This window comes from Microcoleus sp. T3_D1 (assembly GCF_036700405.1).
Classification (GTDB): Bacteria; Cyanobacteriota; Cyanobacteriia; order Cyanobacteriales; family Microcoleaceae; genus Microcoleus.
This window is the reverse complement of record NZ_JAUBOV010000008.1, coordinates 56,221-81,198: the sequence shown is the minus strand read 5'-3', so window position 1 is coordinate 81,198 and position 24,978 is coordinate 56,221. Positions and strand designations below refer to the sequence as shown.

The 24,978-nt window shown below is 44.0% G+C and carries 34 protein-coding genes and 2 pseudogenes; 15 read left to right on the top strand and 21 right to left on the bottom strand.

All coding sequences use genetic code 11. The features are described from left to right. The first annotated feature begins 134 nt into the window (after positions 1-134). On the top strand, positions 135-398 hold the full coding sequence (locus tag QT992_RS06180) for a DUF4926 domain-containing protein (RefSeq protein ID WP_333334991.1): 264 nt from the start codon (positions 135-137) through the stop codon (positions 396-398). A 120-nt stretch (positions 399-518) separates the two neighbouring features. Here QT992_RS06180 and QT992_RS06175 read toward each other — a convergent pair whose 3' ends face one another. The 4 genes and pseudogenes from QT992_RS06175 to QT992_RS06160 all read right to left on the bottom strand — a co-directional run bounded on the left by QT992_RS06175 (position 519) and on the right by QT992_RS06160 (position 1,957). Further along, positions 519-815 carry a hypothetical protein gene (locus QT992_RS06175; protein ID WP_333334988.1) on the bottom strand — a complete coding sequence of 99 codons (297 nt, stop codon included), beginning with the start codon at positions 813-815 and terminating at the stop codon, positions 519-521. Beyond that, positions 802-1,011 (bottom strand): annotated as a pseudogene (locus QT992_RS06170) (BrnT family toxin); the annotation flags it as partial. The pseudogene QT992_RS06170 and the gene QT992_RS06175, both read right to left, overlap by 14 nt. Before the next feature lie 221 nt (positions 1,012-1,232). Next, positions 1,233-1,622 carry a type II toxin-antitoxin system VapC family toxin gene (locus QT992_RS06165; RefSeq protein ID WP_333313635.1) on the bottom strand — a complete coding sequence of 130 codons (390 nt, stop codon included), beginning with the start codon at positions 1,620-1,622 and terminating at the stop codon, positions 1,233-1,235. Then, the gene (locus QT992_RS06160; protein ID WP_333053425.1) at positions 1,619-1,957 is read right to left on the bottom strand and encodes a hypothetical protein; all 339 of its coding nucleotides are present in this window, start codon (positions 1,955-1,957) and stop codon (positions 1,619-1,621) included. Before QT992_RS06160 ends, QT992_RS06165 begins: the two co-directional genes overlap by 4 nt. 280 nt (positions 1,958-2,237) lie before the next feature. Between QT992_RS06160 and QT992_RS06155 the strand changes: the two genes are divergently transcribed. Beyond that, positions 2,238-2,495 (top strand): hypothetical protein, encoded by a 258-nt coding sequence (locus QT992_RS06155; protein WP_333144410.1) that lies wholly within the window; start codon positions 2,238-2,240, stop codon positions 2,493-2,495. Further along, a complete protein-coding gene (locus QT992_RS06150) occupies positions 2,485-2,712 on the top strand; it encodes a hypothetical protein (RefSeq protein WP_333144411.1) in 228 nt (75 codons plus the stop codon). The genes QT992_RS06155 and QT992_RS06150 overlap by 11 nt, the downstream gene beginning before the upstream one ends. Before the next feature lie 118 nt (positions 2,713-2,830). On the opposite strand, the gene QT992_RS33550 is transcribed toward QT992_RS06150, so the two are convergent. From QT992_RS33550 to QT992_RS06125, 6 genes are all read right to left on the bottom strand, one after another. After that, positions 2,831-3,079, bottom strand: a complete 249-nt coding sequence (locus QT992_RS33550) for a hypothetical protein (protein WP_445305279.1) — start codon at positions 3,077-3,079, stop codon at positions 2,831-2,833. 119 nt (positions 3,080-3,198) lie between these two features. After that, entirely contained in the window at positions 3,199-3,423 is a 225-nt protein-coding gene (locus tag QT992_RS06145) for a DUF433 domain-containing protein (RefSeq protein ID WP_190742266.1), read from the bottom strand. Positions 3,424-3,595: 172 nt separating this feature from the next. Beyond that, positions 3,596-3,982 (bottom strand): hypothetical protein, encoded by a 387-nt coding sequence (locus tag QT992_RS06140; protein ID WP_333334985.1) that lies wholly within the window; start codon positions 3,980-3,982, stop codon positions 3,596-3,598. Positions 3,983-3,992: 10 nt separating this feature from the next. Further along, positions 3,993-4,169, bottom strand: coding sequence for a hypothetical protein (locus QT992_RS06135; RefSeq protein ID WP_333334982.1), 177 nt, complete (start codon positions 4,167-4,169; stop codon positions 3,993-3,995). Beyond that, positions 4,166-4,381, bottom strand: a complete 216-nt coding sequence (locus QT992_RS06130) for a hypothetical protein (RefSeq protein ID WP_333053422.1) — start codon at positions 4,379-4,381, stop codon at positions 4,166-4,168. Before QT992_RS06130 ends, QT992_RS06135 begins: the two co-directional genes overlap by 4 nt. Positions 4,382-4,445: 64 nt before the next feature. After that, on the bottom strand, positions 4,446-4,730 hold the full coding sequence (locus tag QT992_RS06125) for a hypothetical protein (RefSeq protein WP_333334978.1): 285 nt from the start codon (positions 4,728-4,730) through the stop codon (positions 4,446-4,448). On the opposite strand from QT992_RS06125, the pseudogene QT992_RS06120 reads away from it, so the two are divergent. Then, positions 4,721-5,140 (top strand): annotated as a pseudogene (locus tag QT992_RS06120) (element excision factor XisH family protein). The gene QT992_RS06125 and the pseudogene QT992_RS06120 sit on opposite strands and share 10 nt — an antisense overlap. Next, positions 5,128-5,499: a XisI protein gene (locus QT992_RS06115; protein WP_333105893.1), complete on the top strand. Its 372-nt coding sequence runs from the start codon at positions 5,128-5,130 to the stop codon at positions 5,497-5,499. The pseudogene QT992_RS06120 and the gene QT992_RS06115 overlap by 13 nt, the downstream one beginning before the upstream one ends. Here QT992_RS06115 and QT992_RS06110 read toward each other — a convergent pair. From QT992_RS06110 to QT992_RS06100, 3 genes are read right to left on the bottom strand one after another with little or no spacing between them, the layout of a single operon-like run. Further along, a complete protein-coding gene (locus QT992_RS06110; protein ID WP_333376726.1) occupies positions 5,496-5,645 on the bottom strand; it encodes a hypothetical protein in 150 nt (49 codons plus the stop codon). The genes QT992_RS06115 and QT992_RS06110 overlap by 4 nt on opposite strands. A 36-nt stretch (positions 5,646-5,681) precedes the next feature. Continuing rightward, a complete protein-coding gene (locus QT992_RS06105) occupies positions 5,682-6,437 on the bottom strand; it encodes a calcium-binding protein (RefSeq protein WP_333376724.1) in 756 nt (251 codons plus the stop codon). Positions 6,438-6,473: 36 nt separating this feature from the next. Continuing rightward, positions 6,474-8,294: a phosphodiester glycosidase family protein gene (locus QT992_RS06100; protein WP_333376722.1), complete on the bottom strand. Its 1,821-nt coding sequence runs from the start codon at positions 8,292-8,294 to the stop codon at positions 6,474-6,476. A gap of 593 nt (positions 8,295-8,887) precedes the next feature. Between QT992_RS06100 and QT992_RS06095 the strand changes: the two genes are divergently transcribed. Next, the gene (locus QT992_RS06095) at positions 8,888-9,391 is read left to right on the top strand and encodes a DNA-binding response regulator (protein WP_333376720.1); all 504 of its coding nucleotides are present in this window, start codon (positions 8,888-8,890) and stop codon (positions 9,389-9,391) included. 216 nt (positions 9,392-9,607) lie between these two features. Beyond that, a complete protein-coding gene (locus QT992_RS06090) occupies positions 9,608-11,350 on the top strand; it encodes a cellulose-binding protein (protein WP_445305791.1) in 1,743 nt (580 codons plus the stop codon). A 17-nt stretch (positions 11,351-11,367) separates the two neighbouring features. Here the strand turns inward: QT992_RS06090 and QT992_RS06085 are convergent, their stop codons facing one another. The 4 genes from QT992_RS06085 to msrA all read right to left on the bottom strand — a co-directional run bounded on the left by QT992_RS06085 (position 11,368) and on the right by msrA (position 13,550). Next, entirely contained in the window at positions 11,368-11,946 is a 579-nt protein-coding gene (locus tag QT992_RS06085; RefSeq protein WP_333376716.1) for a DUF948 domain-containing protein, read from the bottom strand. A gap of 37 nt (positions 11,947-11,983) precedes the next feature. Further along, positions 11,984-12,325: a YtxH domain-containing protein gene (locus tag QT992_RS06080; RefSeq protein ID WP_333205936.1), complete on the bottom strand. Its 342-nt coding sequence runs from the start codon at positions 12,323-12,325 to the stop codon at positions 11,984-11,986. A 121-nt stretch (positions 12,326-12,446) separates the two neighbouring features. Beyond that, positions 12,447-12,770, bottom strand: coding sequence for a hypothetical protein (locus QT992_RS06075; protein WP_333376715.1), 324 nt, complete (start codon positions 12,768-12,770; stop codon positions 12,447-12,449). A gap of 126 nt (positions 12,771-12,896) precedes the next feature. After that, positions 12,897-13,550 carry a peptide-methionine (S)-S-oxide reductase MsrA gene (msrA, locus tag QT992_RS06070; protein ID WP_333313614.1) on the bottom strand — a complete coding sequence of 218 codons (654 nt, stop codon included), beginning with the start codon at positions 13,548-13,550 and terminating at the stop codon, positions 12,897-12,899. A 317-nt stretch (positions 13,551-13,867) separates the two neighbouring features. Between msrA and QT992_RS06065 the strand changes: the two genes are divergently transcribed. Both QT992_RS06065 and QT992_RS06060 read left to right on the top strand, forming a co-directional pair. Next, positions 13,868-14,005: a hypothetical protein gene (locus QT992_RS06065; RefSeq protein WP_333282124.1), complete on the top strand. Its 138-nt coding sequence runs from the start codon at positions 13,868-13,870 to the stop codon at positions 14,003-14,005. A 502-nt stretch (positions 14,006-14,507) separates the two neighbouring features. Continuing rightward, complete coding sequence (locus QT992_RS06060) at positions 14,508-15,524, top strand: hypothetical protein (protein ID WP_333334967.1); 1,017 nt, start codon at positions 14,508-14,510, stop codon at positions 15,522-15,524. Between the two features lie 234 nt (positions 15,525-15,758). Here QT992_RS06060 and serS read toward each other — a convergent pair whose 3' ends face one another. After that, complete coding sequence (serS, locus tag QT992_RS06055; protein WP_333313611.1) at positions 15,759-17,039, bottom strand: serine--tRNA ligase; 1,281 nt, start codon at positions 17,037-17,039, stop codon at positions 15,759-15,761. A gap of 519 nt (positions 17,040-17,558) precedes the next feature. On the opposite strand from serS, the gene QT992_RS06050 reads away from it, so the two are divergent. Both QT992_RS06050 and QT992_RS06045 read left to right on the top strand, forming a co-directional pair. Continuing rightward, on the top strand, positions 17,559-18,950 hold the full coding sequence (locus QT992_RS06050) for a glycosyltransferase (protein ID WP_333313610.1): 1,392 nt from the start codon (positions 17,559-17,561) through the stop codon (positions 18,948-18,950). Between the two features lie 118 nt (positions 18,951-19,068). Next, positions 19,069-19,449: a hypothetical protein gene (locus tag QT992_RS06045; protein WP_190737398.1), complete on the top strand. Its 381-nt coding sequence runs from the start codon at positions 19,069-19,071 to the stop codon at positions 19,447-19,449. A gap of 95 nt (positions 19,450-19,544) precedes the next feature. Here QT992_RS06045 and QT992_RS06040 read toward each other — a convergent pair whose 3' ends face one another. Then, positions 19,545-19,793: a chlororespiratory reduction protein 7 gene (locus tag QT992_RS06040; protein ID WP_333282151.1), complete on the bottom strand. Its 249-nt coding sequence runs from the start codon at positions 19,791-19,793 to the stop codon at positions 19,545-19,547. 286 nt (positions 19,794-20,079) lie between these two features. On the opposite strand from QT992_RS06040, the gene sir reads away from it, so the two are divergent. From sir to QT992_RS06020, 4 genes are all read left to right on the top strand, one after another. Continuing rightward, the gene (sir, locus tag QT992_RS06035) at positions 20,080-22,071 is read left to right on the top strand and encodes a sulfite reductase, ferredoxin dependent (protein WP_333334963.1); all 1,992 of its coding nucleotides are present in this window, start codon (positions 20,080-20,082) and stop codon (positions 22,069-22,071) included. A 241-nt stretch (positions 22,072-22,312) separates the two neighbouring features. Next, positions 22,313-23,089: a 16S rRNA (uracil(1498)-N(3))-methyltransferase gene (locus QT992_RS06030; RefSeq protein ID WP_333334960.1), complete on the top strand. Its 777-nt coding sequence runs from the start codon at positions 22,313-22,315 to the stop codon at positions 23,087-23,089. 47 nt (positions 23,090-23,136) lie between these two features. Next, complete coding sequence (locus tag QT992_RS06025; RefSeq protein ID WP_333334957.1) at positions 23,137-23,577, top strand: lysozyme inhibitor LprI family protein; 441 nt, start codon at positions 23,137-23,139, stop codon at positions 23,575-23,577. Between the two features lie 53 nt (positions 23,578-23,630). Continuing rightward, positions 23,631-24,383, top strand: coding sequence for a PPC domain-containing protein (locus tag QT992_RS06020; RefSeq protein ID WP_333334954.1), 753 nt, complete (start codon positions 23,631-23,633; stop codon positions 24,381-24,383). An 18-nt stretch (positions 24,384-24,401) separates the two neighbouring features. Here the strand turns inward: QT992_RS06020 and QT992_RS06015 are convergent, their stop codons facing one another. Next, positions 24,402-24,626, bottom strand: a complete 225-nt coding sequence (locus QT992_RS06015; protein ID WP_333313602.1) for a YgiT-type zinc finger protein — start codon at positions 24,624-24,626, stop codon at positions 24,402-24,404. Further along, positions 24,616-24,939 carry a DUF4258 domain-containing protein gene (locus QT992_RS06010; RefSeq protein WP_333313601.1) on the bottom strand — a complete coding sequence of 108 codons (324 nt, stop codon included), beginning with the start codon at positions 24,937-24,939 and terminating at the stop codon, positions 24,616-24,618. The genes QT992_RS06015 and QT992_RS06010 overlap by 11 nt, the downstream gene beginning before the upstream one ends. Between the last annotated feature and the right edge of the window lie 39 nt (positions 24,940-24,978).

The window sequence follows — 24,978 nt, the reverse complement described above, 5'->3', positions numbered from 1 at the left end:
TGCGTGAAATGGGTAAACTCGCTGCGATTGCGTATATCCTAACTAAACCTGCCCCTACCAACCTTTAGAAGGTACTTTTGGGAAATTACTTCAACTAATTCTAACCGTTGTTGAATTTCAGCTTTTCTTAAACTATGATGAAACACTTTAGAGTTTTGGATTCTGTTGCGATTCTTAAGCCGATTTCAAATACGCGATTAGCGCTAGTGGAACCAGAATACGCATCTATTTCTAGTTTGCCAGTTGGACTTGTGGGAACTATTATTGAAGTGTATGATACGGAAAAGGAATGTCAGTATTTAGTGGAGTTTGCTGATAGTCAAGGGAGTGAATATGCTATGGCTATGTTGAAAGCTGATGAAATTTTAGTTCTGCAATATGAACTTGCAGTTGCTTAGTAATGTGAGGAGAAGAGAAGTTAGATAAGAGCGATTCCCTACGGGATAGCTTCGCACGCGCGTACTTGGGGAAGGAAAGGGCGATCGCCTTTTAGTTGGGTACTTAAATCGCGCCATCATTTAACGTGCCGTTTCAGCTTGAATTTCTCGAATAATAGTTGATATTTCTTCGGCTGACTCAAGGTGTCTAGCCAAAACTTGAGCAGTTTTGTCCAGCAAGCGTTCTGAAAAGACTTTAGCTAAGTCTTCCCGTAAACCTTGCCCTATATAAAACTTAAGCAATGCTTCTACAGACATATCTCGATTTGCCGCTATTTTATGAAGTGATGCTAAAGTATCTATTGGAATGTTTAGCGAGACTCTTTCCGCTGTACGAGGTCGCAATTGCAATTTTATTTCTTCTTCAGAATTGTTCATATAATTTCCTTTCAGTGCGGGTAGCAGGACGGGAAGAAATGATGCGTATTCGCAAGCTGCGTTCTACATAAACAACCAGTAATAGGCGTTGAGTGCGGGAGTAACCCAGGATAAAGTTACGCTGTTCGTCATTAGCCGTTGCATCTCCCTCCTGATAGAATGGATCGAAGAAAACTTCTGCGGCTTCTTCAAAGCTAACGCCATGCTTTTATAGGTTAATCTGGAATTTGTTTGTGTCCCATTCAAACTCAACGCCTTGCAGTCTGTACACACTATCCAGGCTTCGATATTAACATTCTTTAAATAAGAGCGATCGCACTTTGGGAAAAAAGGGCGATCGAGCTTTGACGAGTCTTCGTAGATGCCGACAAACTGACTAACGCAACCGAAAGATTCGTCTTAAGGCATTTTTTACCGTCACTGAAGAGTCTGTACATCAGGATATGCCAGAATTTTTGCATCAGCAGTTAGTAAGGGACACCCGCAAATCCTCGCAGTTGCCACAATGATTTGATCTGCTGGATCGCGGTGAAAACCTGTGAGTTTAGTTGACTCGACAATGATGGGAATGGTGAGTTCGAGTAGCTGCACTCCGGGATAAGCCAAAGCTTGTTTTAACCACTCATCAACTGTAACGGACAAAGTAAGTCTTCCCATTTCTACTAATTTAGAAACCTCCCAACAAGAAATGATGCTGATTCCTAAACCTTGAGATTGATATTGTTGTATCCAGTCCCGATGTTTCTGAGTCAGTCGTGTGTTATCGTCAACCCACCAAACCCATATATGAGTATCTAGTACAATCATTGTAGCACTTCCCAATCTTCCAAGGAAACCGCAGGTTCAAACGGCTCATTATAGCCAATGACAGTGCCTCGCAAAGGATATAGAAAAGTATTTTTCATGGTTTCATTTACCAAATTTAGATAGCTAATGAATTCTCGATATCCATCCAATTCTGTTTGTTCTTCGGGAGTGAGATTTGATGCTTGTTGTTGAGCTGTTAAAGTTTGAATTCGTTCCTGGGTTTGAATAGAAGCGCTAAATATTAAGAGTCCGTTGACTAACTCAATGCGGACAGAACCTTCGCTGGGCAAGCTGTTGGGTAAGTGAGGCAGCTTGATGGGCAAATTAGCAATCATGGCATTAATTGACTGTATTTGATGTTGTTTTTTTAATTATACCGATCGCTCTGTTGAATTTGACAGTGGTTGCCATGCTGAAATTATAGGCCGATCGCACTTTGGGAAAAAAAGGACGATCGAGCTTTGAGTAGTCTTCATAAATGCCGACAAACTGACTTACGCAAGTTAAAGTAAAATAAGATTAATTAAGCTTGACAATTTGCAAGTGAAACTTAGGTTATGTTAAAATGTTCTCAACAAGACCGCTTCTCCACCATACCGCACAGGAATCAGTGCCATGTCCATTTCTCAACCTGAAAAGCCACAGTATTTAAAACCGATTAATCCCCCGGATCTTCAAATGCGGGCGATCGCCTACAGTTTAGATACTTTAATTCCAGGGCTTTACATTTGGCTGGGTGCGCTCAAAATTCGGATTGGGGGTAGCGAGCCCGAAGAAAGCTATCCGGGGACTATTCACAGTCCCATTGGCATTGCTTTAGTATTCCCTGGCTACCGTATCTATAGCACTTACCAAGGTAGCTATGACCCTTGATAAGCATAAGCTTGACGGCATCATTCAAATTACTGCCAAAACTTTGCCTTCTACAGAATTTGAGTTACTTCTCTTGACAGCAGGCTACGGTAAAATTGGTACAGCTCCGGCTCAAGGAAATCGCCTGAAAGTATGGTGGACTCATTCTACTTTTAGACGCATCGAAGCCATTTACAGTGCTGATGGAATAGTTGCTATTACTGCTTATCACGTTTAGAGTTGTCGTTCCAACTCAGAAGTTTTTATTAATTGATGAAAGAGCGATCGCACTTTAGGAAAAAAAGGGCGATCGCACTTTTGGTTATTTCGGGGAAAAGGGATCTCGCTATCAATTTTTACTCTCGAATGCGAATTCTGTAAACTTCTACCAGTAGTAATTTACCTCGATAATGCTCCTCACTATCGTGCAATGATAAGTATTCTGTTAGCCTTGCCATCAACTGAGGAATAATTTCAGGGTGATTTCTCAGTTGAATAGAAATGATTCCTTGATATGAACTTGGCGGATAAGTTACAATATCTGCGAAGTCTCCATTGAGAGAAACAAGTATGGAATTAAATTCCTGAGCTTTGGCAATGACAATAGTATCTGGAGATTCAATTGGGATGTAATCTCACAATACAAAAACTTCATGCTCGGTATCACGAAGGATTTGAATAATAGACTTAGGAACGCATTGATCGATGAACAATCTTAAACTCATTAGGCAACTGTTTCAAAGTCAGACAAATCGCGAGCATAATCAAGACAAGCAGCTATCTGTTCTTTGGTGATATCTGGAAACTCGTCGATGATTTGTTCTACAGTATTATTTGATGCTAAATATCCTAAAATCAGGCCAACGGGAATTCTAGTCCCTTTGATTCTTGGTTTACCTCGCAGTACATCGGGGGTACTAACGATATGTTCTCTCCAGTTTACAGGCATAACTTGTCCTTTCTGAATCTGATAAGTTATATTATCTAATCTGACAAGTTATATTTTAACTTAAGGAATGGCGATCGCCCTTTGGGATTTGACATGGGAAAGGCGATCGCACTTTCGGACAATAAGGGCGATCGTACTTTAAAAAAGCAACAATTGCGTTACACCCAAAACATTAGGAAACTGCTTTGAGGTATTGCGTGACAGGCTTCAAATCGATGTCATCGTTGGAAGTGAGTATTTTAAATAAATGACGCGGGATGCCGGCTGCAATCAAAACTTCCAAATCGCGATCGAGCTTTGAGAAGTCTTCATAGATACCCACAAACTGACTTACGCAAGCTAAAGATGAATCTTTCGGGTCATTGACTCCCGTGTATTTGTACTGAATATCAAAACCTGCTTTTTCGCCAATTTCTTCGATATCCCAGTCTACAAGATTAAGATCGATCGCTTCAACGGCCAGGGCAATATGACCGGGCGGTATGGGGTCAAGAGGCTCGCAGCACCAGCCCTCAGAATGATTCCATACACTTTGACCAAGAGATTCTCGAATTTTCATGTCTTTTCCCTCACTGAAAGTAGCAGCGAAACCAGGCTTTGCCGCCCGGGCGAACATCTGCAAGAGACCGTTCATATTCAGTTGCTAGCTGTTGGCATTTCTTTTTCGCTTCTTTTAGGTTATACGCTTGTACGGGTTCGTTGATGGGATTGCCAAGCTCTTCTTTTTCCCGTTCTGGATCTCTCACTTGTCCCCCTTTTTGCTGCTCTTGCTGGATGAGGGGACTTGCTGAGCCTGAAACCACATCTCGATCGCCTCTTCCAACCCTTCTCCTATATTTAGCTGCTTCAGAGTACACGCAGCTTTAAACTGAAGTCCTAGTTCTTTTCGGACATCTCCCGATAGCTGTATGTAATTTGGGTCGTGTCGCTTGGCTGGCACTTCCGTACTTTTTCCCATTTAGGCTTCCTCCAATTTTTATATTCTCACGATCGTACACCTGTTATGCTGATATGTTATCATGTTAACAAGTTGAATATGTGCGCGAGTGAATAAAAAAAGGCCGATCGCCCTTTGGGATTTGAAATGGGAAAGGCGATCGCACTTTGGGATTCGGGATGGGAATGCCGATCGCACTTTCCGACAATAAGGGCGATCGAGCTTTGACGAGTCCTGGTAGATGCCGACTGGCCTGACTTACGCAAGCTAAAGATTCATCTTTCGGGTCATTGGTAGTAATGTCGGTAATTTCTTTGCTATACTTAAAGCATCGTCCGAAAGCGTGAAAAAGGAGCAAGAGTGTCAGCAAAAGATTACTATCATCCAGTTGTGAAACAGGCCCTTGTTAAAGCTGGCTGGAAAGTTACTCATGACCCGTTGTTATTGAAATGGGCTAAGCGAAAACTATTTGTAGATATCGGAGCAGAAAAACTGATTGGCGCTGAAAATAATCAGTCTAAGATAGCTGTTGAAGTTAAAAGTTTTATCAGTGACTCTAAAATTTGAGATTTAGAGAAGGCTTTGGGACAATACATTCTTTATCAGAAAATTTTAGAACAAACTGAACCGGAAAGAACGCTCTATCTTGCCATACCTGCGAGGTCTTTTGAGGAGCTTTTTATTGAAGATAAGTTTGCCGATCTTTTATTGGTCGATAATCATTTGAAGTTGATTGTTTTTAATCCACAAATAGAGGAGATTGTGAAATGGATACCCTAGTAGATTGCCGCCAGATTGTTAAAGGGATTCTCAATGAATACTCAGGGTTTTTTGGTTCTGAAATTGAGGTACAAAGTCAAGTAATTTTCGATTTAGAAAACGATCGGTATATGTTACTATCAATGGGATGGTTTCAGGGGAGAAGAATTCACGATTGTGTTATACACATGGATATTATCGACGGTCAAGTTTGGATTCAAGCCAATAATACCGATCGCTCGATCGCTGAAGAATTAGTAGCAGCGGGAATTCCTCCTAAGTTAATTGTTCTAGGACTTCAACCGCCAGAAGTAAGAGCTTATACAGCTTATGGCGTACCAAATTCCATACAGTCTCAAGAATTATTGCAAGTGGGTTAAATTTGCAGGGGAAGAGCGATCGCACTTTGGGTTATTTGGGAAAATAAGGTATATCGCGCTTTCGGAAAATAAGGGCGATCGCACTTTGACCAGTCCTCGTAGATGCCGACACTGAAAGTAGCATCGTACTTTGGAAAAAAGACCATCGCCCCTAAGAAGAAAAGGGGCAATGCCAGTATATTTCAAAGTGGAATAGGGGGCAGTGGGAAATCAGGTAACAAAGGAATAGGAGGTAAAGGAGGTTGCCCTGGTGTATTTACAGTCCCAGGGCTCTCAAGCAGTGGTTGATTAGGCAACAAAAGCCTTGTAGTTGTGATACTGGAAGCTAGAACATTATTCAGTTGAGCTAATTGTTCACCTGTACTTCTAAGACTAAGTAGGGTATTAGAGCCTGCGGTTTGAATCAAGATGTCACTGATACTTACACCTGCTGGTACTTGGATGAAATCGCTGCCATTTCCAAAGTCGGTGATTATATCTAAACCGCCACCTGTTGACAGTACAAATCTATCGTTTCCCAGCCCGCCTGTGAGAGTATCATTTCCCTGATCGCCTGAGAGGAAATCATCTCCTGCATCGCCAAAGAGTTGATCGTTGCCTTTGCCACCAAATAAACTGTCGTTTCCGTCTCCGCCTCTAATGATATCTTCATTAGAATCGCCTCGGATAGAGTCGTTGCCACTTCCTCCATCTACGAAATCGTTATCTTTGCCGCCTATCAGGGTATCGTTACCAGCACCACCTGAAATGCTATCTTGACCGTCGTTTCCCAGAATTAGTTCGCTGTCTGCAGAGCCTATTACTGTATCATTGCCGCCGAGAACCCACGCGCCACCGGGAATATTTGCTAGTTGTCCGGGGGATAGGGTGATAGATTCAGAGGTATTATCGCCTAGTAAGCGAATAAAACCATTATCATTGGTAAATCTTAATGCCATGTTTATCGCTTTGTTTGAAATTATTTTGAACGTTGTTTAACCACTAATTACACCTATCGCTTGTGGAATGTATCTTGGCCATATTGGCCTAGGATCTGTAGATTCAACGTAAGGCTTTCCCTGAGCTATCATTTGTGTAGACCCACTACCATCAAGCTGCATTATTTCATTAGCCCCAAAATATTTTAGTGTTTCAATTGCATCTGTTGTTGTAGTCTCTTTTTTTGAGGTTAAAATTAAAACTGTTTCATTGCTAAGATTAGAATCCCGATCTTTAACACCCACATAAGTCCTACTATTTGGGTCATTTGGATTTTGATCTTTAGTCTGTTTTGGCAGTCCAACTATCACCTGTGAAGCAGATGAATCCTTGATAGAACTAATATTGTCATTGAATTGAGTAATTGATGCCCTATCATTCCATATTTCTAATTTCAATTTTGATCCTTTATTATTATTTTCAGAACCATCAAATATTTGGGAATCTACTTTGAGGGGATAAGACAATTTAGTATCACCGAAAGCTAATATGTCCGCAGGACCTGATGGAAAAAATGCACCATTAGATACTGAAAAAGCTTTAGAGTTGCCTCTTGATAAATTATCCCAGAAACTATTAATACTTTCCCTTTTGAATGTGGGGCTATTTCCACCATAAGCACCGCTTGTTCCACTATTATCTTTCTGCTGACCAGTTAGCAATTTTATAGAAGCTCCTTGACTCAAATCTATAACTTGCACGTAATCAGACTTGTCCCTACTCTCGTATAGATTAACCCCTTTAGAATTTTTGACAGAAGTAAATCCATCCTTCTCCCAAGAGATATCGAAATAAGCCTTGCTATCTCTTTCCATATAGTAGGAAAACAACCAATATTTTCCATTATTTTCAGGCTTCCACTGAATCTCCTTGCCACCGTAAGCATCTTCCTTACCCTCCCAATTTATGTATTCCCACTTGTCGCCATTAACTGGGACTGCTGCTATATAGTAACGATCGTCAGCCCTGACTCGGAATTTGTAACTTTGATCTTTTTCAAAATCAGCTTGTGTCCAAAAGCCCAATAAGAAGAAGTCATTGTTTACGCCATTACCAGGACTCCCATCTCCCCAATCCTGTGCAAAACCTTTTTTGCCATCGCTGCGGGTAGCAGAACCAAAATCTTTGGCCTTACCATTCCATAACGCTTCCCAACTCTTTGAATTTCCCTTCCAATTCCAAGCTTGGACACCCCAGCGGTTGCCCCAATCAAAATCGGCTTTTTCAATTGAAATTGTTTGTCCATTGAAGAGAACAGTCCCACGATCGTCCTCACTCTTCAACCCCTGAAGCTCACCCTCACTCAACTCCTTCCCCTGAACAACCGCCCCAAAAATCGCCCCCTCATCCCCCACTGAATCCGTAACATTCAACCGCGAATCAACAGAGTGCCCGATTTCTTCCAACAACACATCCGCAACCGCCGCCGGATTCGCCGCATTCCCAGCCAAAAATTCCTTCGATAAATAAATCGTATCCGTCGCCGCCGCAAAAGCCCCATTCGCCCCATCAATCTCAGCAGACGAGACAACCTTCACCGGCGGGATATCACTAAAATCTCCCTCAAACCATCCTTCAGCTAAGGCTTTCGCACCCGCAGCATCCCAGTTTTCCCCAAAAGCCAAATTCATCTTCGCCACGAAATCTGGCTGGGCCACAAACTTACTCAAATCCGCATAGACTTCTGACATCGCCTGACCTGTTAGCAAATCGACAGAGCTATCCGGTAAACTGCTGTTGGAGTCCGCGATCGCCCCATTACCCATCCGCGTTAGCGCAGCATCAGGCAAGATCATATTGTCATAGGCTTCAGGCATTAAAGTCGGGAGATTAACTTCCTCACCGACACCGCCCGTTAGGACGCGGTTAGCATCTAGCTGCGGGATAATAGCCTTAGTCGGTTCTAGGCTGGCATTCCAAGGAGCGATCGCACTTTCGTTATTAAATTCAGGCGTGAAAAAATTAGACACGTTATTCTCCCGTGTTGATTAGAGACAAGTACATAGACTTGCCCTGTGTGTGCTTAGATTAAATAAACTGTTTGTTGTAAAAGCCGATCGGCCGATCGCCCTCATGAACCCTTAGCCCCGATGAACCGCAACAGTAGCGGTACTTCTAAAGCTCTATTTATCTATCGGGCTGAGTCCGCAAGTTTTATGCAAAATACTGCTTTTTTGTTACAAAACTTTACTTAGCGCCCTCTGACTTTTGCAAATACTAGCTTTGACGTTAGTTGAAGCGATCGCGCCCATTACTGACTCTGAGTATTCCTACTCCGCGCCACACCGCCCCAACAAACTCAACTATATATGATGTATATAACAATACACTAAGCAAACCTAGCAAGCAACTAACAAACGCTAGCAATTTCGGTTATGCTATCGTTAGCCACATCTCAACACACCCGACAATGGTACCAAAGGAAGACTTATTTGCCGAAGCCGCGAAACACTGGGACTTAGAAAGACTGTACCAAGCTTTTGCAGAAGCTAAACGGCAAATCTCTCCCCGATCGCGCAGGGGACTAACAGAAACAGAAAAACTCTACCTCCGAGGATTGCTTTCCGGTTGCAGTCCCGCCGAAATCGCCCGCCAACTGTTTCAGACTTCCAAAAGTGCAGAGGTTTATCTGTGTAAAACTTTATACCAATATGTTAAAAAACTCGCAGATGTACCTAACGAACCTGTAGGAAATTGGCGCAATATTTGCGATCGGCTACAGGAAGCCGGATATAAAACTCTGTCTTCTCCTGAATTTAAAATAAATAATTCTGTACCTACAGAAGCATTAATAAAGATAGTTAATATAGGTTGGCTGGAGCAAAGTACAATATCAATGGATATTAACATTCAATTAACATTCCCCTCAACTTCAGAAGCTCCGAAAACAGAAGATTTGGATAAAGACGGTTAGATGGGCGATCGCACTTGAGGACAGAAAGGGATCTCGCCCCTCCACTGAGAGGCAAAAATGTTAATAATCTTATAGCTGATAGTTTTAGAAGGAACTTTTTGATAAAATATCAAAATTAAAACTCCCTCACTCGCTTCGATTTTACCTAAAACAATCAAATTACTCAAATTTATGTCTCGATTAAGTATCAGATCGAACAAAAAAGCTCTGGGCTTTGTGCTGGGTTTATTAATTTTTGTCATTTTCATTCCCGGATGTTGGGATTTAACAACTAATATTGCTCCCACACCAGTACGGCAAATAAATAACACAGTAGCTGTGCGGGCCAATGTACAAAATACATCAAATTCTAGCTCTTCTTTAGGAATTGGGCTTAGTGGTATTGCTGACTACTCCACACAATTACCCTTTTTAGATGCTTTCAAATCTTCTAGAAAATGGATAACTCAGTGCGTCAGCGGACAACCAAACTGTAAAGGTGAATGGGATACAGAGGAGTATAATCTTTTAAACCTTGATGAAAATGGGTGGGTGAAGTCTCTGCCATCGCCCGAAGATGCTCCTAAATATACTAGGGTAAGTACGCTGTTACTTAGGGAAATCCCCAATCGCTATCCTTCAGGCCAATATATTGTTACTTATGAGGGTGAAGGTGCGATCGAATATAGCTTTGATGCCAAAAAAGATGAGGCTGCGTCGAAACCTGGGAGGGATATCATTAATGTAGATGCCACACAAGGCGGAGGCATAATGATTATAATTACTGCTACCGATCCCAAGAAAACAGGGAACTATATCCGCAATATTAAAGTTGTTCACTCGCAAGATGAAAAGCTTTATCAAAGTGGTGAAATATTTAATCCCCTGTTTATAGACAAGATTAAAAAATTTAGAGTCTTGCGTTTTATGGACTGGATGGGGACAAATGGTTCTGAACAAAAAGAATGGTCAAACCGACCTAAACCAGAGAGTATATCCTATTCTTACAGAGGAAATGTTCCCATAGAAATTATGGTGAATTTAGCTAATAAAGTCCAAGAAGAACCCTGGTTTAATATGCCACATCAGGCTACGGATGAATATATGACTAACTTTGCTAAAATGGTAAAAGATAGTTTAGATCCAAAGCTGAAAGTTAATGTAGAGTATTCTAATGAGGTTTGGAATTGGTCATTTCCACAATCGCATTATGCTTTGAAACAAGGTAAAGCGAGGTGGGGAGATAAAGGCGATGCTTTTATGCAATGGCACGGAATGCGTACTGCTCAAATGTGCGATATCTGGAAAGGCGTTTTTGGGGCTCAAAAGAATCGAGTTGTCTGCGTGTTAGGAACTCAAAGAGCCTGGAGAGAGTTAGGAAATTATGCTTTAGATTGTCCCTATTGGGTAGCTGAGGGCAATAAGCCTTGTTATCAACACGGCATTGATGCCGTAGCCATAGCTGGATATTTTAGCGGAAACTTGGGCGGGAAAGAAAATGTCAGCACGGTAGAGTCTTGGTTGAATGACGCAGATGGCGGATTTGGCAAAGCTTTTAAGCAATTAAGAGAGGGCGGGTTACTTGCTGGCTTCAAAGATAGTTTGCCCGATGTTGATAAGGACTTTAGGTATTACTTAGATGTGGCTCAAAAAAAAGGTCTCAAGTTATTTGTTTACGAGGGGGGGCAACATATTGTAGGTATTGAAGGAGTTGAGAATAACGAAAAACTGACCAAGTTTTTTATGGAATTAAATAGGCGGCCAGAAATGTATGAGCTCTACACCCAATTACTGAATAGTTGGAAACAAGTTGGAGGCAGTCTTTTCATGCACTTTGTGGATGTGGGTTCATTTAGTAAGTGGGGAAGTTGGGGGGCTTTGGAGTATGTGGAACAAAAGGGTTCGCCTAAGTATGATGCTTTGATGGATTTTATTGATAAGAATCCTTGCTGGTGGGATGGGTGTGCTATTGAGGGATGATGAGGAATTGGGTGCAATCAAGAATCGTTCGACACTTCCTCAAACTCTTCAGCATCCCCCGGCAAACCAGAACCCTCGCTACTCCTCAACCTGGGCGATTCCCCATTACTCGCCCCCGCACCGTAAACCCCAGAATACCTGTCCTCCAAACCCGAATCCCTCAGCGAAAGGGCACTTCTTTGACTCGGAGACAATCTATCTGTCGATCGGCGATTTGTCCCAGAAATCGCCGGCTTCCGAGTTAAAGTTTTCCAAGCCGCCTTCATCCCACTCACCACGCTGCGAGTTGTAGCCTGCAGGTTTTGCGCCTGCTTTTTCGCGCTACCAATACTTCGATCGACCTGTTTGACAACCTCGCCCGCACTTTGTACTCCCTCGCTGACATCATCCGTCAACTCGCTAATTTCCAGCCCCGTCAACCGAATCGCCTCCAAAGTGGGCGGAAATTCGCGAGAAAGCGTATCAGCGAGCTTTTCCACGCTGCGGGCCGCCCGTGCCAGCGCTTGCACCGCAGGTATTAAAGTCACTAAAACAGCAGTCAGGCTAACTGCCACTAGCAAAATCGAAAGTCCTAGCCAAAATATGGGATCGCTCACTTGAATCTGGGATTGAGGGTGGAGAATTTCATGCCATTTAGCGGATGGGAGGGCGCGACGGGGGACTCACTTCAGCTTCAGTTTCCGCCAGTGTTTGGCGTTCCCGCTGAGTCGCTTCCAAACCTGCCGCGATCGCCTCTTTGAGTCTAATCAAAGTTTCGTCCCAATTTCGGATTGCAGTTTCAGAAAGTCGATCGGCCTGCAACTGCACGCTAGTCGATAAATCCTCCGCCAACTCCGGCAAAGCATCGGCCGATTTTTTCAATATCTGCCGCGTCTCCTTGCCCGGTCGCGGTGCCATCAGCAAGCCAGTCACCGCCCCGATCGCAGAACCCACAAGCAAACCGCCAATAAATAATCCTGAACGTTTAGTTGACATTTTTATAACTTCTCTCCATACACCAATTTTAGGGGCGTTTGCCCGATCGCAGCCCTTTACAAAGGTAGAAATATTGTTGAAAATCCTACGGAGTCAGCACGGGCGGCAGTTTTAGGATAGCTTACCTCAAACGTCGATCGCGCCTGGACCAAAGCATCCGTCCCAAACCCAGCAATCCCAAAAGTTGCTGAACCTGTTGCAGTTGCAATTCCAGTTGTTGATAACGCCCTCGCAGTTGGCGGGTACCTTGCTGCCTTTTACCAAGGAAACCGGGCGACGTACTGAGGACATTGCTGCTACAGCGTTCCATTGCTGCGATCCGAAGTTCCAAACGTGCGATCGTCCGCCGGATTTTCCCCACCTTCGCAGCAATATAAAAGCAGACCAGAGATATCATTAAATTGATAATTACCACACCAGCCAGCATTATTTTACCTGCTTTCAACTAATCCCTTTGACCATCTCAATAACCTTTGAGTCGTCTTCAGACGACTTAAGCTTTGAGGCAGGGGTTTAAACCCCTGCCGGACTGCCGGACTGCAACAGCCCCAAGATACCCCTTGTAAAAGTTTTAAGCCTGAGACATAGCAGGCAAACAAACCTTAGTACCGCCCAAGCCGCAATAACCGTTCGGGTTTTTAGCAAGATACTGCTGGTGATAACTTTCTGCGTAATAAAACTCAGGAGCATCAATAATTTCAGTAGTAATCTTGCCGTAACCAGCCGGAGTCAAAGCCTGCTGGTAAGCATCGCGCGAAGCTTCAGCTAACTGCATTTGGCTAGCTGAATACGTGTAAATTCCCGATCGGTACTGAGTACCCGAATCATTGCCCTGACGCATTCCTTGAGTAGGATTGTGACTTTCCCAAAAAACTTTGAGCAGCGTTTCGTAACTAATTACTTTCGGATCGAACACAACCAGAACTACTTCATTATGTCCCGTCATCCCGCTGCAAACTTCGTTGTAAGTAGGATTCGGAGTAATCCCGGCCGCGTAGCCAACAGCCGTCGAAAAAACTCCATTTTGCTGCCAAAATTTGCGTTCCGCTCCCCAAAAACAGCCCAAGCCAAACAAGGCAGTCTCCATGCCGTTTGGAAAGGGAGGTTTGAGCGGATTGCCGTTAACAAAGTGAGTTGCCGGTACCGACATCGACTCTGCCCGTCCCGGTAATGCCTCTTGGGGAGAGGGCAGGCTCGACTTTTTGCCAAATCCAAATAGCACCATAAGTTTGTGAGGGGATCTCTGATAAACGTCTTTACCTTACTTAATAATATCAGATGTATACTGAAAAGAGTGGTCTTCTTAAAGGTAGAAGGTAAAAGCCAGAAGGCAGATTTTTTTTACGGAAGGTTTTTGGTGATACTGCTCACTGGCAACGCAGTTTTAAATCACATTAGGCAGTGTTCTGTGTCACCAAAACATACCTGAAATATCACCTATTGTTGAGGTATAAATCACGCTGATTTTAGGCAACATAGCCGATTATTAAAGGTATGGTGTTGTAGAAGTTATTCAATACCATTTATTGGGAGTGTGTAGAAATGGCCACTAAACCTTGCAGTCAACCTTTAAAATCTAATCCGTTTATTACTTACCGCGACCCAATTACAGGCAAGTGGATTGTTGTAAATCAGACTTTGCCCCAAGCAGCAGAACAAGCACAGCTAGCAGCAGCTTGAGTTCTCCTATTAATTTTACTTGAAAAATCAACTCTAATTTCAGATTGCGTAGAAACGGGTTTTACAAACCATCTATGTCGGAAACGAATAATCTGACAAACCGACCCTCACAAGGCGAACAATCCAAATGTACATTTTTTCGATTCGATCGCAGACAGCGTTGATGTAGATTATTCGTTGTGTGGGAGCGGGTCTATCTAGATTGTTGGCAGTCATTAAATAGTCGTAAGGTGCTGAGGTTGCACCATACATAGTCGTTAGGTGCTTATAAAGTTGCTAATTGAGTCGAGTGCGTTGTTTTGTTAAATCAAGCCAGAAAATATCTAAAATTGATTGTGCTTTGTGAAGCCGTGAACTTGCAAGGAGCAAGCAGCTATCTTGTAGAGTCGCCGGAAATCAGGCAAGTTGAGCAACAGCGGCAACAAATAACCTGAAGCGGGGTGAAGTTTATGGTAATTGAGCCAATATGTAACTAGAGTTCCTTCGCTGCTTCTCGACTGAAATGGATATTGCAAAACTAGATACTTGGTATTCTCCTTCTCAACGCCGCACGGTTGTTTCGCTGTTGATGAAACGAGTAGGCGTAACTCGCACTAGGGCTGAATGCTTTATCAGGCTTTGGGTTTACTTATCGGTGAAACAGCTTCAGGAAAGCCAGCCCCGTCTCAAACCACCGCTGGCGAAACTGGAAGTGCCCGCAACAGAAGTGCAGTGCACTCACCGCGAAGCCGCCGAACTATTTTACTGCGATTCCGATCGCGGGAGCGATCGCGCCGCCGGAATGATGTTAGATAAATTAGCAGCACTCGGATTAATCGCAAAACACTTTGATGGTAACACTACGGCAATTCAAATTCAACCAGTTTCAGAAATTTTAGAGGGCGCCGAACCTCAAAAGCCTGTACAACTCCAATTAGATGATTTCAACCCTCGGTGCGACGCAATTATCGTTGCCAATTTATTAGCTACCAATTACAACTGGATGAACCGCAACACTAACGCCGTTCCCCACAAAATTGCTAAACTCCTCCGGCTTTTTGCCAGTCAATACTCAAAGGGAATGCGAGTTTTGCGCCGATCTGATAATCTCAATCCAGTCGGGTTTTACTTACTTTATCCCACCGCTAGCGAATCAGAAGTAAATTTTTTTAACGCTCCTAGCAAAAGCCTTCATTTAAGTTCTATTTCCGATATCGATCCTTTCGATATGGCGCTACCAGGAGATCCAAATTGCCAGTCAGTATTTGTCCGCAGTTGGATAATCGAGCCACAGTATTTGTCAGAATACCGCATTGCTTTTCTCGAAGACTCACAGAAAGTTTTAGGCGAAATGCAAACAGATTTTCCGAATCTTTGCGACTTGTACACGCTGATGATTCACCCCATGTACGAAAAACTGTGCCTGACTTTGGGATTTCAGAAGACTAGCAGTGATAGTCAGTTATCTGTTTACTGGATGTATCTAGCATTGGATAGATTTTTGGCGATCGATATCAAGGAAGCATTAGTTAAACTATAAATTACCACGTCGATGATTCAGCGGTTGAAACCGCTACTACACAAACAAAGATGATTCGGCGGACTAAGAAATAAGGAGGATATTTATGCCTGATTTGGTATAATTAGAGCCACTTCAAAAACAGAAGATCCAGAACCCCGACTTCTTGAAGAAGTCGGGGCTCTAACAGTGTTACTTCTTAGTCCGCGAAGGCGGACTTCGTTTGTATAGTCGCGATTTCAATCGCCGAGTGACTTATAAAACTTCCCGTCCCAAATAGGGTTGTAAGGCTTCCGGCACTTTTACAGTTCCGTCTGGCTGCTGGTAATTCTCCAAAATTGCCGCCATTGTCCGGCCTATAGCTAAACCGGAACCGTTCAGCGCGTGAACGAATTGAGTGCCTTTTTTACCCGCTTCTTTAAAGCGAATATTTGCCCGCCGCGCCTGAAAATCTGCGACGTTAGAACAACTGGAAATCTCGCGGTATTTGCCCGCAGAGGGCAGCCACACCTCTAAATCGTAGGTTTTGGCAGCAGCGAAACCTAAGTCGCCGGTACACAGTGCGATCGCCCGATAAGGCAATTTCAGCGCCTGCAAAACTCCCTCAGCATCCTGCACTAACTTTTCGTGTTCTGCCTCGGAGGTACTCGGATGCACGAGTTTCACCAATTCCACTTTATTAAATTGATGCAATCGAATTAATCCCCTCGTATCTTTGCCGTAACTGCCAGCTTCGCGCCTAAAACAAGGAGTGTAAGAACAGTGATAAATTGGCAACTGTTCTGCTGTCAAAATTTCACCTCTGTACAAATTGACAACCGGAACTTCGGAAGTAGGAATCAGCCACAAATCATCTTGGTCGCACTTGAAACTTTCTTCAGCAAATTTGGGTAATTGACCCGTAGCAGTGAGGGATTCAGTGTTAACTAAAAGTGGGGGAATCACTTCTACATAACCGGCTTTTGTGTGGCGATCGAGCATGAATTGAATAATCGCTCTTTCCAGGGCTGCCCCGGCTCCAATTAAGGTAACAAAGCGGGGCTGAGCGATTTTTACTGCCCGTTCAAAGTTGATAATTCCTAATTTTTCGCCGATTTCCCAGTGCGGTAAAATACCGGGGTTTTGGGGTATGTATTCGTCTCCCCAGCGCCGGATTTCGACGTTTTCTTCTTCATTTTTGCCGATCGGCGTTGAGGAACCGGGCAAGTTTGGCAGCGGTAGCAATAAAGCTTCTATTTGAGCTTTTAGGTCTTTTTCCTGTGCTTGCAGTTCGTTCGACTCGGTGCCGACAGCGTTGCCTTCTGCCTGCAGTTCCTGAATTTCGGGAGATTCGAGGGGTAAACCCGATTTTCTTTTTTGACCGATGAGTTTGGCAATTTCGTTGCTGCGGGCTTGTAGTTGCGATCGCTTGCCTTCCAACTCCCGCTGCTGTTTGTCTAATTGCAAAATCGGCTCGATTTCATAGTTGCCTCCGCGAGTGTTGAGGCTTTCTTGTACGGCTTGCGGGTTTTCTCGGATTAATTTGAGGTCTAGCACAGATTTATTCTAAATCTTAAATCTTATCGGACTTGCGCTCAGAAACCCGGTTTCTTGGAAAATCTTGGCTTTGGCAAGCATAAATCTATGAATTAACAGGGTTTCTGAGGATTCCTGCGTCTGTCCTATCTTAGGTTAACAGGGACAATACGCTCAGACATACAAGTTTTCTCAATCTTTTCTCACCTCAATCATAATTTATTCTCATCTAGAAATCTGCCTTGGTGTCACCCATGATGGGTGACACCCCACAATTGATGCTATAGTAAGCACATTAGTAGATGCACCCTGATAATTTTCTACCCCGGCCAGCAATGGCTGGGTTTTTTGTTTGAGGGCTGACTTGAAAGCGCAGAAGGGTTTGGCTGCCCGAAGGTGGCGCGCGGGGATAGGGGCGCGCATCCGAAAGTTGGTCGATCGCCGGCACACTACTCCAACAACACGCTATATATATGATTGGGTGCGCGAAGAATTCCCCGCATCATCGAAATCAGGCGGGAGTTTTAATTGGATCGAAAAATGCGATCGACAAATTACCTATTCTGTTTCCTAGAAATATTTGCCAGCGAAGGCGGCATTCAATCCTACGTTCAAGACATTCTCAAAGCTTACCTGTCCATAACCGCAGGGACAAACTCGCCGCAAGCTGAAGTTTTGCTGTTGCGAGATTCCCCAGATTGTCACAATCCCTTCGAGTCAAAAAATCAGGACTTATATAGCAATTCCAAGTCAGTTATGAACGTGGTTCAGGCTTCTAGCTTGGACGGGCAAGATGCCCATCCCACAAATCATTTAGGATTGCTATATCAAATCCCGTTAGCTGCGAATGATACCACAGTACGATCGTCCCGTGAACGAACCCAATCAGAGCATGGCACTCGCAAAAAAGCAAGTATTTCCCTAAAAAACCCCGGTTTCTGCACCAGGACTGAAAATCTGAAATTTTATTACCTAAAAACTCATCCCGCTTGGTTTGGCCGTATTAAGTTTGCCGCAAAATTGCTAACATCCTTGCTGCAAAAACGACCGCAGCGGGTTTTTTGCGGTCACATCAAACTCGCACCGCTAATTCAAACTTTATGCCAGCCGCTGGGAATTCCCTACACGATTTTAACTTACGGCAAGGAAGTTTGGGAACCGCTTGCTCCCAAATATCAAACAGCAATGAGACAAGCTGAGAGTATTTGGACTATTAGCAGGTACACGCGCGATTCCCTACGGGATAGCTTCGCCGCGCGTACTTGCGAAATTAACAACTTAAATCCCGAAAAATTCCAAATAGTGCCTTGTACTGTAGATGAAAATATATTTACGCATGGGCCGAAGCCACAGGATTTATTAGAGCAGTACAAATTGGTTGGTGCTAAAATATTGATGACTGTAGCCAGATTGCGATCGAGCGATATTTACAAAGGCGTCGATGTCACAATTCAAGCTTTGCCGCAAATAGCCAAAACTTTTCCGAATGTGAAATACTTAGTTATTGGCAGAGGAGACGATCGACCTAGATTAGCCAAACTCGCTGATGATTTGGGAGTTACCGAAAGAGTAATATTTGCGGGTTTTGTACCCACAGAAAATTTAGCAGCACATTACCAGTTGGCCGATGCTTATGTAATGCCCTCCCAGGAAGGCTTCGGTATAGTTTATTTGGAAGCGCTGGCTTGCGGAGTACCCGTGCTGGCGGGGGACGCGGACGGGTCAGCCGATCCGCTGCAAGATGGTAAACTGGGGTGGCGAGTTCCTCACCGAGATTCCGCAGCAGTAGCGGTTGCTTGTGTGGAAATGCTGCGAGGGGAGGATAAAAGGTGCGATCGCCACTGGTTGAGGGAACAAACCCTGGCAAGATTTAGTTTTGAATCTCTTTGTCAATCCTTACAAGGAATGTTTCAACCCTCTGACTCTGATTAACTTATAACGTAGAGAGCGGTTTCTGGGTGTATGATGGGAAAATTAACTCGATCGACCGCCTGAATTTCTGAGTAGGATAGAGTTATGCCTACCTGCAAAGACACCCAAGGAGACCACCGTGAACCAAGGCACCCCCAAAATATCTTTCAAGCTACCCCGTATTAGCAATTGGCTGATACTGCTGGGCATCGCGTATTTGTTGGTGTCTATTGGTTTGGGTTGGATAGTTAAATCAGTGTTGATTCTAGTAGCTTTTTTGTTGCTGACGCCTGTGGTCGCGTTTTTCGCGCTTCAGTGGTGGCTGAAACGCAATTTAATTGAGGACAATTGTCCAGTTTGTCAATACGAATTTACAGCTTTAAATCAAACTCAGTTTCAGTGTGCCAACTGCGGGGAACCTCTGAAAATAGAGGAAGGTCATTTTAGTCGCTTGACACCGCCCGGTACGATCGATGTTACCGCAGTAGAAGTATCATCGGTTCAACAGTTGGAAGATTAACCGATTTTAGATTTTAGATTTGGGGTTTTAGATTGAAGAATTGTTGAATGTTAACTGCTAACGGCTAACTGTACTACCAATCCCCATCCCCAAAATTACTTTTCTAGACGCACTGCGTACCACTGCAAAAATTTTCCAGGCCCGACATCTAATTCACAATAAGTATCAATTAAATACTTGGCTTGAGCTTCCAAGCCAGATATTTTATCCACCTCCTGCGGCAAATCTTCGTGTTCCTCGGCTAACACGGCTTTCAGCTTTTCTAACAGTTCCGCCGCCGTCAAAAACTGCTCTGGCTGGTTTGTTTCTAAGACCACAAAGGTGTCTTCGTCATACAGTGACATAGTTTCAAAGGTTGAGGTTAATTATTTCTAAAGTTTCGTACACTTAAGCGATCGAAAGTATAAACTCTTAATTACAATTTTCCAGCCCCAGCTCGATCGTGTTACAATAGAACAACATCAGAATTCCTACCGGATTACCGTTATTAACTTAGTTATTAACCGAGTTGTCAACAGATCCGACACAGCATTTCTGAGGAGATTTGTCAAGTGCAAATTTGTCAAGTGTCAAATTGTCAAGAAATATTCGATCGGCTGTATCTAATTATAACTGGCACTATACATTCCCATGATCACATCTTCCACTTCAACCCCAGTTGCGCGCAAGCCCTCTAAATCAGAAGGTCTCAAAGAACGCAGCAACTATTTACGAGAACCCGTTGCGACTGAACTGTTACAAGAAACTACCCACTTCACCGAAGAAGGGATTCAGATTCTCAAATTTCACGGCTCGTACCAGCAAGACAACCGCGACAATCGAGTTAAAGGACAAGAAAAAGACTATCAGTTCATGCTCCGCACCCGCAATCCCGGCGGGTTCACTCCGCCGCAATTATACTTAGCCTTAGACAAGCTATCTGAAGAATACGGCAACCAGACGATCCGCGTCACAACGCGCCAAGGTTTCCAACTGCACGGCGTGTTGAAAAAAAATCTTAAAGCAGTGTTTTCCTCAATTATTAAAAATATGGGGTCAACCTTGGGAGCTTGCGGCGACTTGAACCGCAACATCATGGCACCGCCAGCACCGTACAAAAATCGCCCAGAATACAAGTATGCGCTGCAATACGCCAACAATGTCGCCGATTTGCTGACACCGCAAACCGGTGCTTATTATGAAATATGGTTGGACGGCGAAAAAGCTGTTTCAGCCGAGGAAGACCCCGCAGTCAAGGCCGCCAGACAGAAAAACGGCAACGGCACAATCTTTAGCGACGACAAAGAAGAACCGATTTACGGCAGCCATTATATGCCGCGCAAGTTCAAGTGTTCCGTTACCGTGCCGGGAGACAATTCAATTGACTTGTACTCTCAGGATTTGAGCTTGGTGGTAATTACCAATGAAGCGGGCGAGTTACAAGGTTTTGACGTGTTTGCTGGCGGCGGTTTGGGCCGCACTCACAACAAAGAAGAGACTTTTGCGCGGGTTGCGGATGAGATTTGCTATGTCGCCAAGGATGATGTTTACGATTTGGTCAAGGCAATTGTAGCAACCCAAAGAGATTTTGGCGATCGCACAGACAGACGGCACGCGCGACTGAAGTACCTGATTAACGACAAAGGTGTACAGTGGTTCCGCGAAAAAGTAGCCGAATATTTTGGCAAGCCGCTAGAAGCGTTTAAACCCCTGCCTGAGTGGAAGTATTTTGATTTCTTGGGCTGGCACGAACAAGGAGACGGTAAACTGTTTGTCGGCATTTCTGTGGATAATGGCCGGATCAAGGATGAAGGTTCATTTCAGCTAAAAACTGCTTTGCGGGAAATTGTGCAGAAGTACAACTTGCCGATACTGGCGACACCACACCAAAACGTGCTGATTTACGATATTTCGCCGGATGTTAAAGAAGAAATTCAGGGAATACTCGATCGATGCGGCATTCAGCGAGAAACTGCGATCGACCCCTTAGTGCGCTATGGGATGGCGTGTCCAGCAATGCCGACTTGCGGGTTAGCGATTACCGAATCTGAGCGCGTGATGCCGAGCATTTTAGAGCGGATTCGGGCGCTTTTAACCAAAGTGGGCTTGGCAGACGAGCATTTGGTGGTGCGGATGACTGGTTGCCCAAATGGATGCGCCCGCCCTTATATGGCAGAATTGGGGTTTGTCGGGAGTTCCCCGGAATCCTACCAGATTTGGCTGGGCGGTTCTCCCGATCAAACGCGGCTGGCAAAACCAATTGAGGAAAAGCTGCACGTCAAGGATTTTGAAGCTTTTCTGGAGCCGATTTTTGTTTATTTCAAGCAAAAACGGCAACTGAGCGAGAGTTTTGGCAATTTTTGCGATCGCGTCGGGTTAGAATCTATCCGTCAATTTGTAACCAACTACCAATCTGCTGACTCGATGACAACTGAGATTAATGAATTAGAAGTTACGTCTAGTAACGGCGATGAAAACGAGACTGCCACTGCTGGCGGCGGCAAAGTCCGCCGTCGAATTAGCGTCCGCGATGAAATCTACAACGAGCTCAAGGAAGAAGCAGCCCGTCAGGGCAAGCCAATCACGCAGCTAGCTACAGAAGCGATTTCCACTTATTTAAAGAAGATTAAGGAGGAAGGATAAGCCGATTTTCGATTGTATTCAATAGACTTCTGGCAAAAGTAATATAAAGGCAGAGCATTTGCAGAAAAAAACTTGAATTTGTAAAATAATTCCGGTTGTAGATGCTGTGCCTTTATTGTTTTTTGAACAGTTGAAACCCCGCCTGCCTATCTCTTCTCATTCTCTCTTCCTCTGCGTTCTCTGCGTTCTCTGCGGTTAAATAAAAAAAATCTCTAATAGAAAACGAACAATCCCAAATTCAATGCCTCAATTACAAAGATTAGCAATTACTCCCCCTCAAATTTGCGATCGCAAAATCGACTTAACTAGAGAACAGCAGCATTATTTAAATCGAGTGCTACGTTTGCAAGCGGGCGATCGATTTATTGCGATGGACGGTCGAGGGCATTGGTGGTTAGCAGTCCTAGAAGTACGGGAAACAGGGTTATTTGCCTCCATAACCGAGGAGATTGCTGTGAACAGGGAGCTACCCGTGGAAGTAACTTTGATGGCGGCCTTGCCCAAGGGAAACGGCTTTGACGAGGTTGTGAGGCAGGCGACGGAGTTGGGTGTGGCAAGTATTGTGCCGGTAACGAGCGATCGAACTTTGCTCAAACCAAGCGATCAAAAAGTCGATCGGTGGAGAAGAATTGCTGCGGAGGCGGCGGAACAGTCGGAACGTCAAATTGTGCCGACGATTTTAGAGCCTATTTCGTTTGAATTTGCTGTAAAAGATTGCGGTCAAAAATATCGATATATTTGTGTGGCTCGCGGGGACAATCGGCATTTGTGGGATTGTTTGATTGGTAGTTTCGATCCCCCCTTTGTAGGGGCGGTGCCCCCGTGCCCGCCCCCGGCTGGGGGAGAATTATCGATTGTGATTGCTGTTGGGCCGGAGGGTGGATGGACTGAGGGTGAGGTGAAAAGGGCGATCGAATTTGGTTTTGAAGCTGTATCTTTGGGGAGTAGAATTCTGAGAGCGGTGACAGCACCGATTGTGGCTTTGTCTTTAGTTGGAGCGGCATTTGAGAAGTGCTAATATAAACAAATAACAAATAATTCATAAAATAGGTGGGTTGAGGGGGAATGAAAATAGAGTTGAGGAAAGGTCGATCGCCCTTTTGGCCGATTCCCTACGGGATAGCTTCGCTTAACGCGCTTGTAGCAATAATCAGTACAACATCAGTGTCTGCACAATCTCCGAGCTTTCCCATTGCTCAACAGATTAATTGCGATCGCCCGCAAGGAGATGTGCAAGTCAGAGCTTGTATTCGGTTGAGGTACGAAGCCTCGGACAAACGGCTGAACGAGGTTTACAAACAACTGATTTCCCAATTGAGCGAAGAAGAGCGGGCGCTACTTTCCGAAGCACAATTAGGGTGGATTCAGTTAAGAGATAAAACCTGTGAATTTGAAGTTTATAAAAGTCGTGGCGGTACCGGTTATGGTGGTTTCCTCAATGAATGTTTGGATCGCATGACGAAACAGCGCACTGCGGAATTAGAAAAGTATTTAAAAGAGAGATAAAATAAGAAGTACAGCGTACAATACCTGACAACAATAAAGAAAAACAACTATTTATGAAAAGCAGATCGCCCTTCCCCCTCACCCTCACCCTCATCTCAGCAATTTTAGTCGCCAGCATCCAAGCAGGTTTCGCCCAGCGACAGCCATCAGCCAACGAAATCTACATCGATAAAAATTGTCAGCGCAATCAGCAACTACCGCAACTTGAAAGATTCACTATTTTTAGCAGAAACGAATTTACAACTAACGGTCAAAACTATTTGTTCTACGCCGCCCGCTATCTAGACGGAGCCGTGCTTTTCTGTACCTCAAAACCCAACTTCAACCAACCTAAACCTCTAACAGCAAAACAAATACAGTCCCAATTTATTGACAAAATAGTCCGAGATATCAACAACAAAACAGCTTTTATCATCGTAGTCCAAGAAGGAAATGGCCTCGATGTACCCATGACCAATTACGGCTTAGAATTGAGCAATGTCGATCGCCCAAAACTCACCTCCCTTTCCATCCTACAGCAGCGGGGAACCCTCAAAGACGGCGGCCCCAGTGAACACACCTTTCAAGGACGGGCAGGTCAATCTATTACGATCGACATCAAAAGCAGAGCATTCGACCACAACATAACACTGTTCGACACCAGCGGCAAAAATATTGCCGAAAAAACAGGTAACTCCCAGAATCGCCGAGAGTCTCAACTCACCGTAAAATTGCCTAGTAACGGCACTTATAAAATAGTTGTTAAAGGAGGCGATCGCACAAGCAAAGGTAATTACACATTAAGCGTTAATTCCAATCAGCTTTAACTCAATTTAAACCAAGCCCTAAGCAAACTCAAAAACAGGTGTTTCAATCACCCTAATAGGCTTTCTCTCTTCCCAAATCATCTTCTGCAACTGTTCCACAGTTTCAGGTGAAAAAAAACGCTCTCCCGTTTCCACACACACTCTAGCAGGAACGTTTTCAATGATAATAAACTTACCCTTGATTTCCAGGGTATAACTTACTTTTTCTTCCACCAGTTTTTCTTGCCAAATATCATTGTTCATTTTGATTTATCCTTAACTTAAAATCAATCCAAATTCTCGTATCTGGTTCGTATACAGTAATGATTTTTACCAAAGGACGAGATGGATAACTGCACTGAACGTGCAAAGGTCTATTGGCCAGGGTCAAACCGAAAATTAAACAGCTTGGGCCATATTTGTCATCGGGATACTCTTCGATAACTTCACCAGCCATTATTGCTTCCCGGAGTTCTTGTACCCTGATACGGCGAACTATGCTTTGGTTTACTGCGTGTTGTGAAAGCTCAAAATCATTTTTGACAATTTTGACACGTATTTTTTCAATGATTGTCATAGTTTCATATCATATCTATAAGTTAACACAACAGCAAAA

Coding starts and splice junctions, on each gene's coding strand:
- QT992_RS06020 (WP_333334954.1), top strand. CDS start 23,631: ATGAAAAGCAGATCGCCCTTCCCCCTCACCCTCACCCTCATCTCAGCA.
- QT992_RS06110 (WP_333376726.1), bottom strand. CDS start 5,645: ATGGTCTTTTTTCCAAAGTACGATGCTACTTTCAGTGTCGGCATCTAC.
- QT992_RS06025 (WP_333334957.1), top strand. CDS start 23,137: ATGAAAATAGAGTTGAGGAAAGGTCGATCGCCCTTTTGGCCGATTCCC.
- QT992_RS06080 (WP_333205936.1), bottom strand. CDS start 12,325: ATGTCAACTAAACGTTCAGGATTATTTATTGGCGGTTTGCTTGTGGGT.
- QT992_RS06105 (WP_333376724.1), bottom strand. CDS start 6,437: ATGGCATTAAGATTTACCAATGATAATGGTTTTATTCGCTTACTAGGC.
- QT992_RS06145 (WP_190742266.1), bottom strand. CDS start 3,423: ATGCCTGTAAACTGGAGAGAACATATCGTTAGTACCCCCGATGTACTG.
- QT992_RS06115 (WP_333105893.1), top strand. CDS start 5,128: ATGGATACCCTAGTAGATTGCCGCCAGATTGTTAAAGGGATTCTCAAT.
- msrA (WP_333313614.1), bottom strand. CDS start 13,550: ATGGTGCTATTTGGATTTGGCAAAAAGTCGAGCCTGCCCTCTCCCCAA.
- QT992_RS06065 (WP_333282124.1), top strand. CDS start 13,868: ATGGCCACTAAACCTTGCAGTCAACCTTTAAAATCTAATCCGTTTATT.
- QT992_RS06015 (WP_333313602.1), bottom strand. CDS start 24,626: ATGAACAATGATATTTGGCAAGAAAAACTGGTGGAAGAAAAAGTAAGT.
- QT992_RS06010 (WP_333313601.1), bottom strand. CDS start 24,939: ATGACAATCATTGAAAAAATACGTGTCAAAATTGTCAAAAATGATTTT.
- QT992_RS06165 (WP_333313635.1), bottom strand. CDS start 1,622: ATGATTGTACTAGATACTCATATATGGGTTTGGTGGGTTGACGATAAC.
- QT992_RS06060 (WP_333334967.1), top strand. CDS start 14,508: ATGGATATTGCAAAACTAGATACTTGGTATTCTCCTTCTCAACGCCGC.
- QT992_RS06155 (WP_333144410.1), top strand. CDS start 2,238: ATGTCCATTTCTCAACCTGAAAAGCCACAGTATTTAAAACCGATTAAT.
- QT992_RS06175 (WP_333334988.1), bottom strand. CDS start 815: ATGAACAATTCTGAAGAAGAAATAAAATTGCAATTGCGACCTCGTACA.
- QT992_RS06030 (WP_333334960.1), top strand. CDS start 22,313: ATGCCTCAATTACAAAGATTAGCAATTACTCCCCCTCAAATTTGCGAT.
- QT992_RS06040 (WP_333282151.1), bottom strand. CDS start 19,793: ATGTCACTGTATGACGAAGACACCTTTGTGGTCTTAGAAACAAACCAG.
- sir (WP_333334963.1), top strand. CDS start 20,080: ATGATCACATCTTCCACTTCAACCCCAGTTGCGCGCAAGCCCTCTAAA.
- QT992_RS06160 (WP_333053425.1), bottom strand. CDS start 1,957: ATGATTGCTAATTTGCCCATCAAGCTGCCTCACTTACCCAACAGCTTG.
- QT992_RS06050 (WP_333313610.1), top strand. CDS start 17,559: ATGCGATCGACAAATTACCTATTCTGTTTCCTAGAAATATTTGCCAGC.
- QT992_RS06130 (WP_333053422.1), bottom strand. CDS start 4,381: ATGGGAAAAAGTACGGAAGTGCCAGCCAAGCGACACGACCCAAATTAC.
- QT992_RS06140 (WP_333334985.1), bottom strand. CDS start 3,982: ATGAAAATTCGAGAATCTCTTGGTCAAAGTGTATGGAATCATTCTGAG.
- QT992_RS06180 (WP_333334991.1), top strand. CDS start 135: ATGATGAAACACTTTAGAGTTTTGGATTCTGTTGCGATTCTTAAGCCG.
- QT992_RS06150 (WP_333144411.1), top strand. CDS start 2,485: ATGACCCTTGATAAGCATAAGCTTGACGGCATCATTCAAATTACTGCC.
- QT992_RS06095 (WP_333376720.1), top strand. CDS start 8,888: ATGGTACCAAAGGAAGACTTATTTGCCGAAGCCGCGAAACACTGGGAC.
- QT992_RS06100 (WP_333376722.1), bottom strand. CDS start 8,294: ATGCCTGAAGCCTATGACAATATGATCTTGCCTGATGCTGCGCTAACG.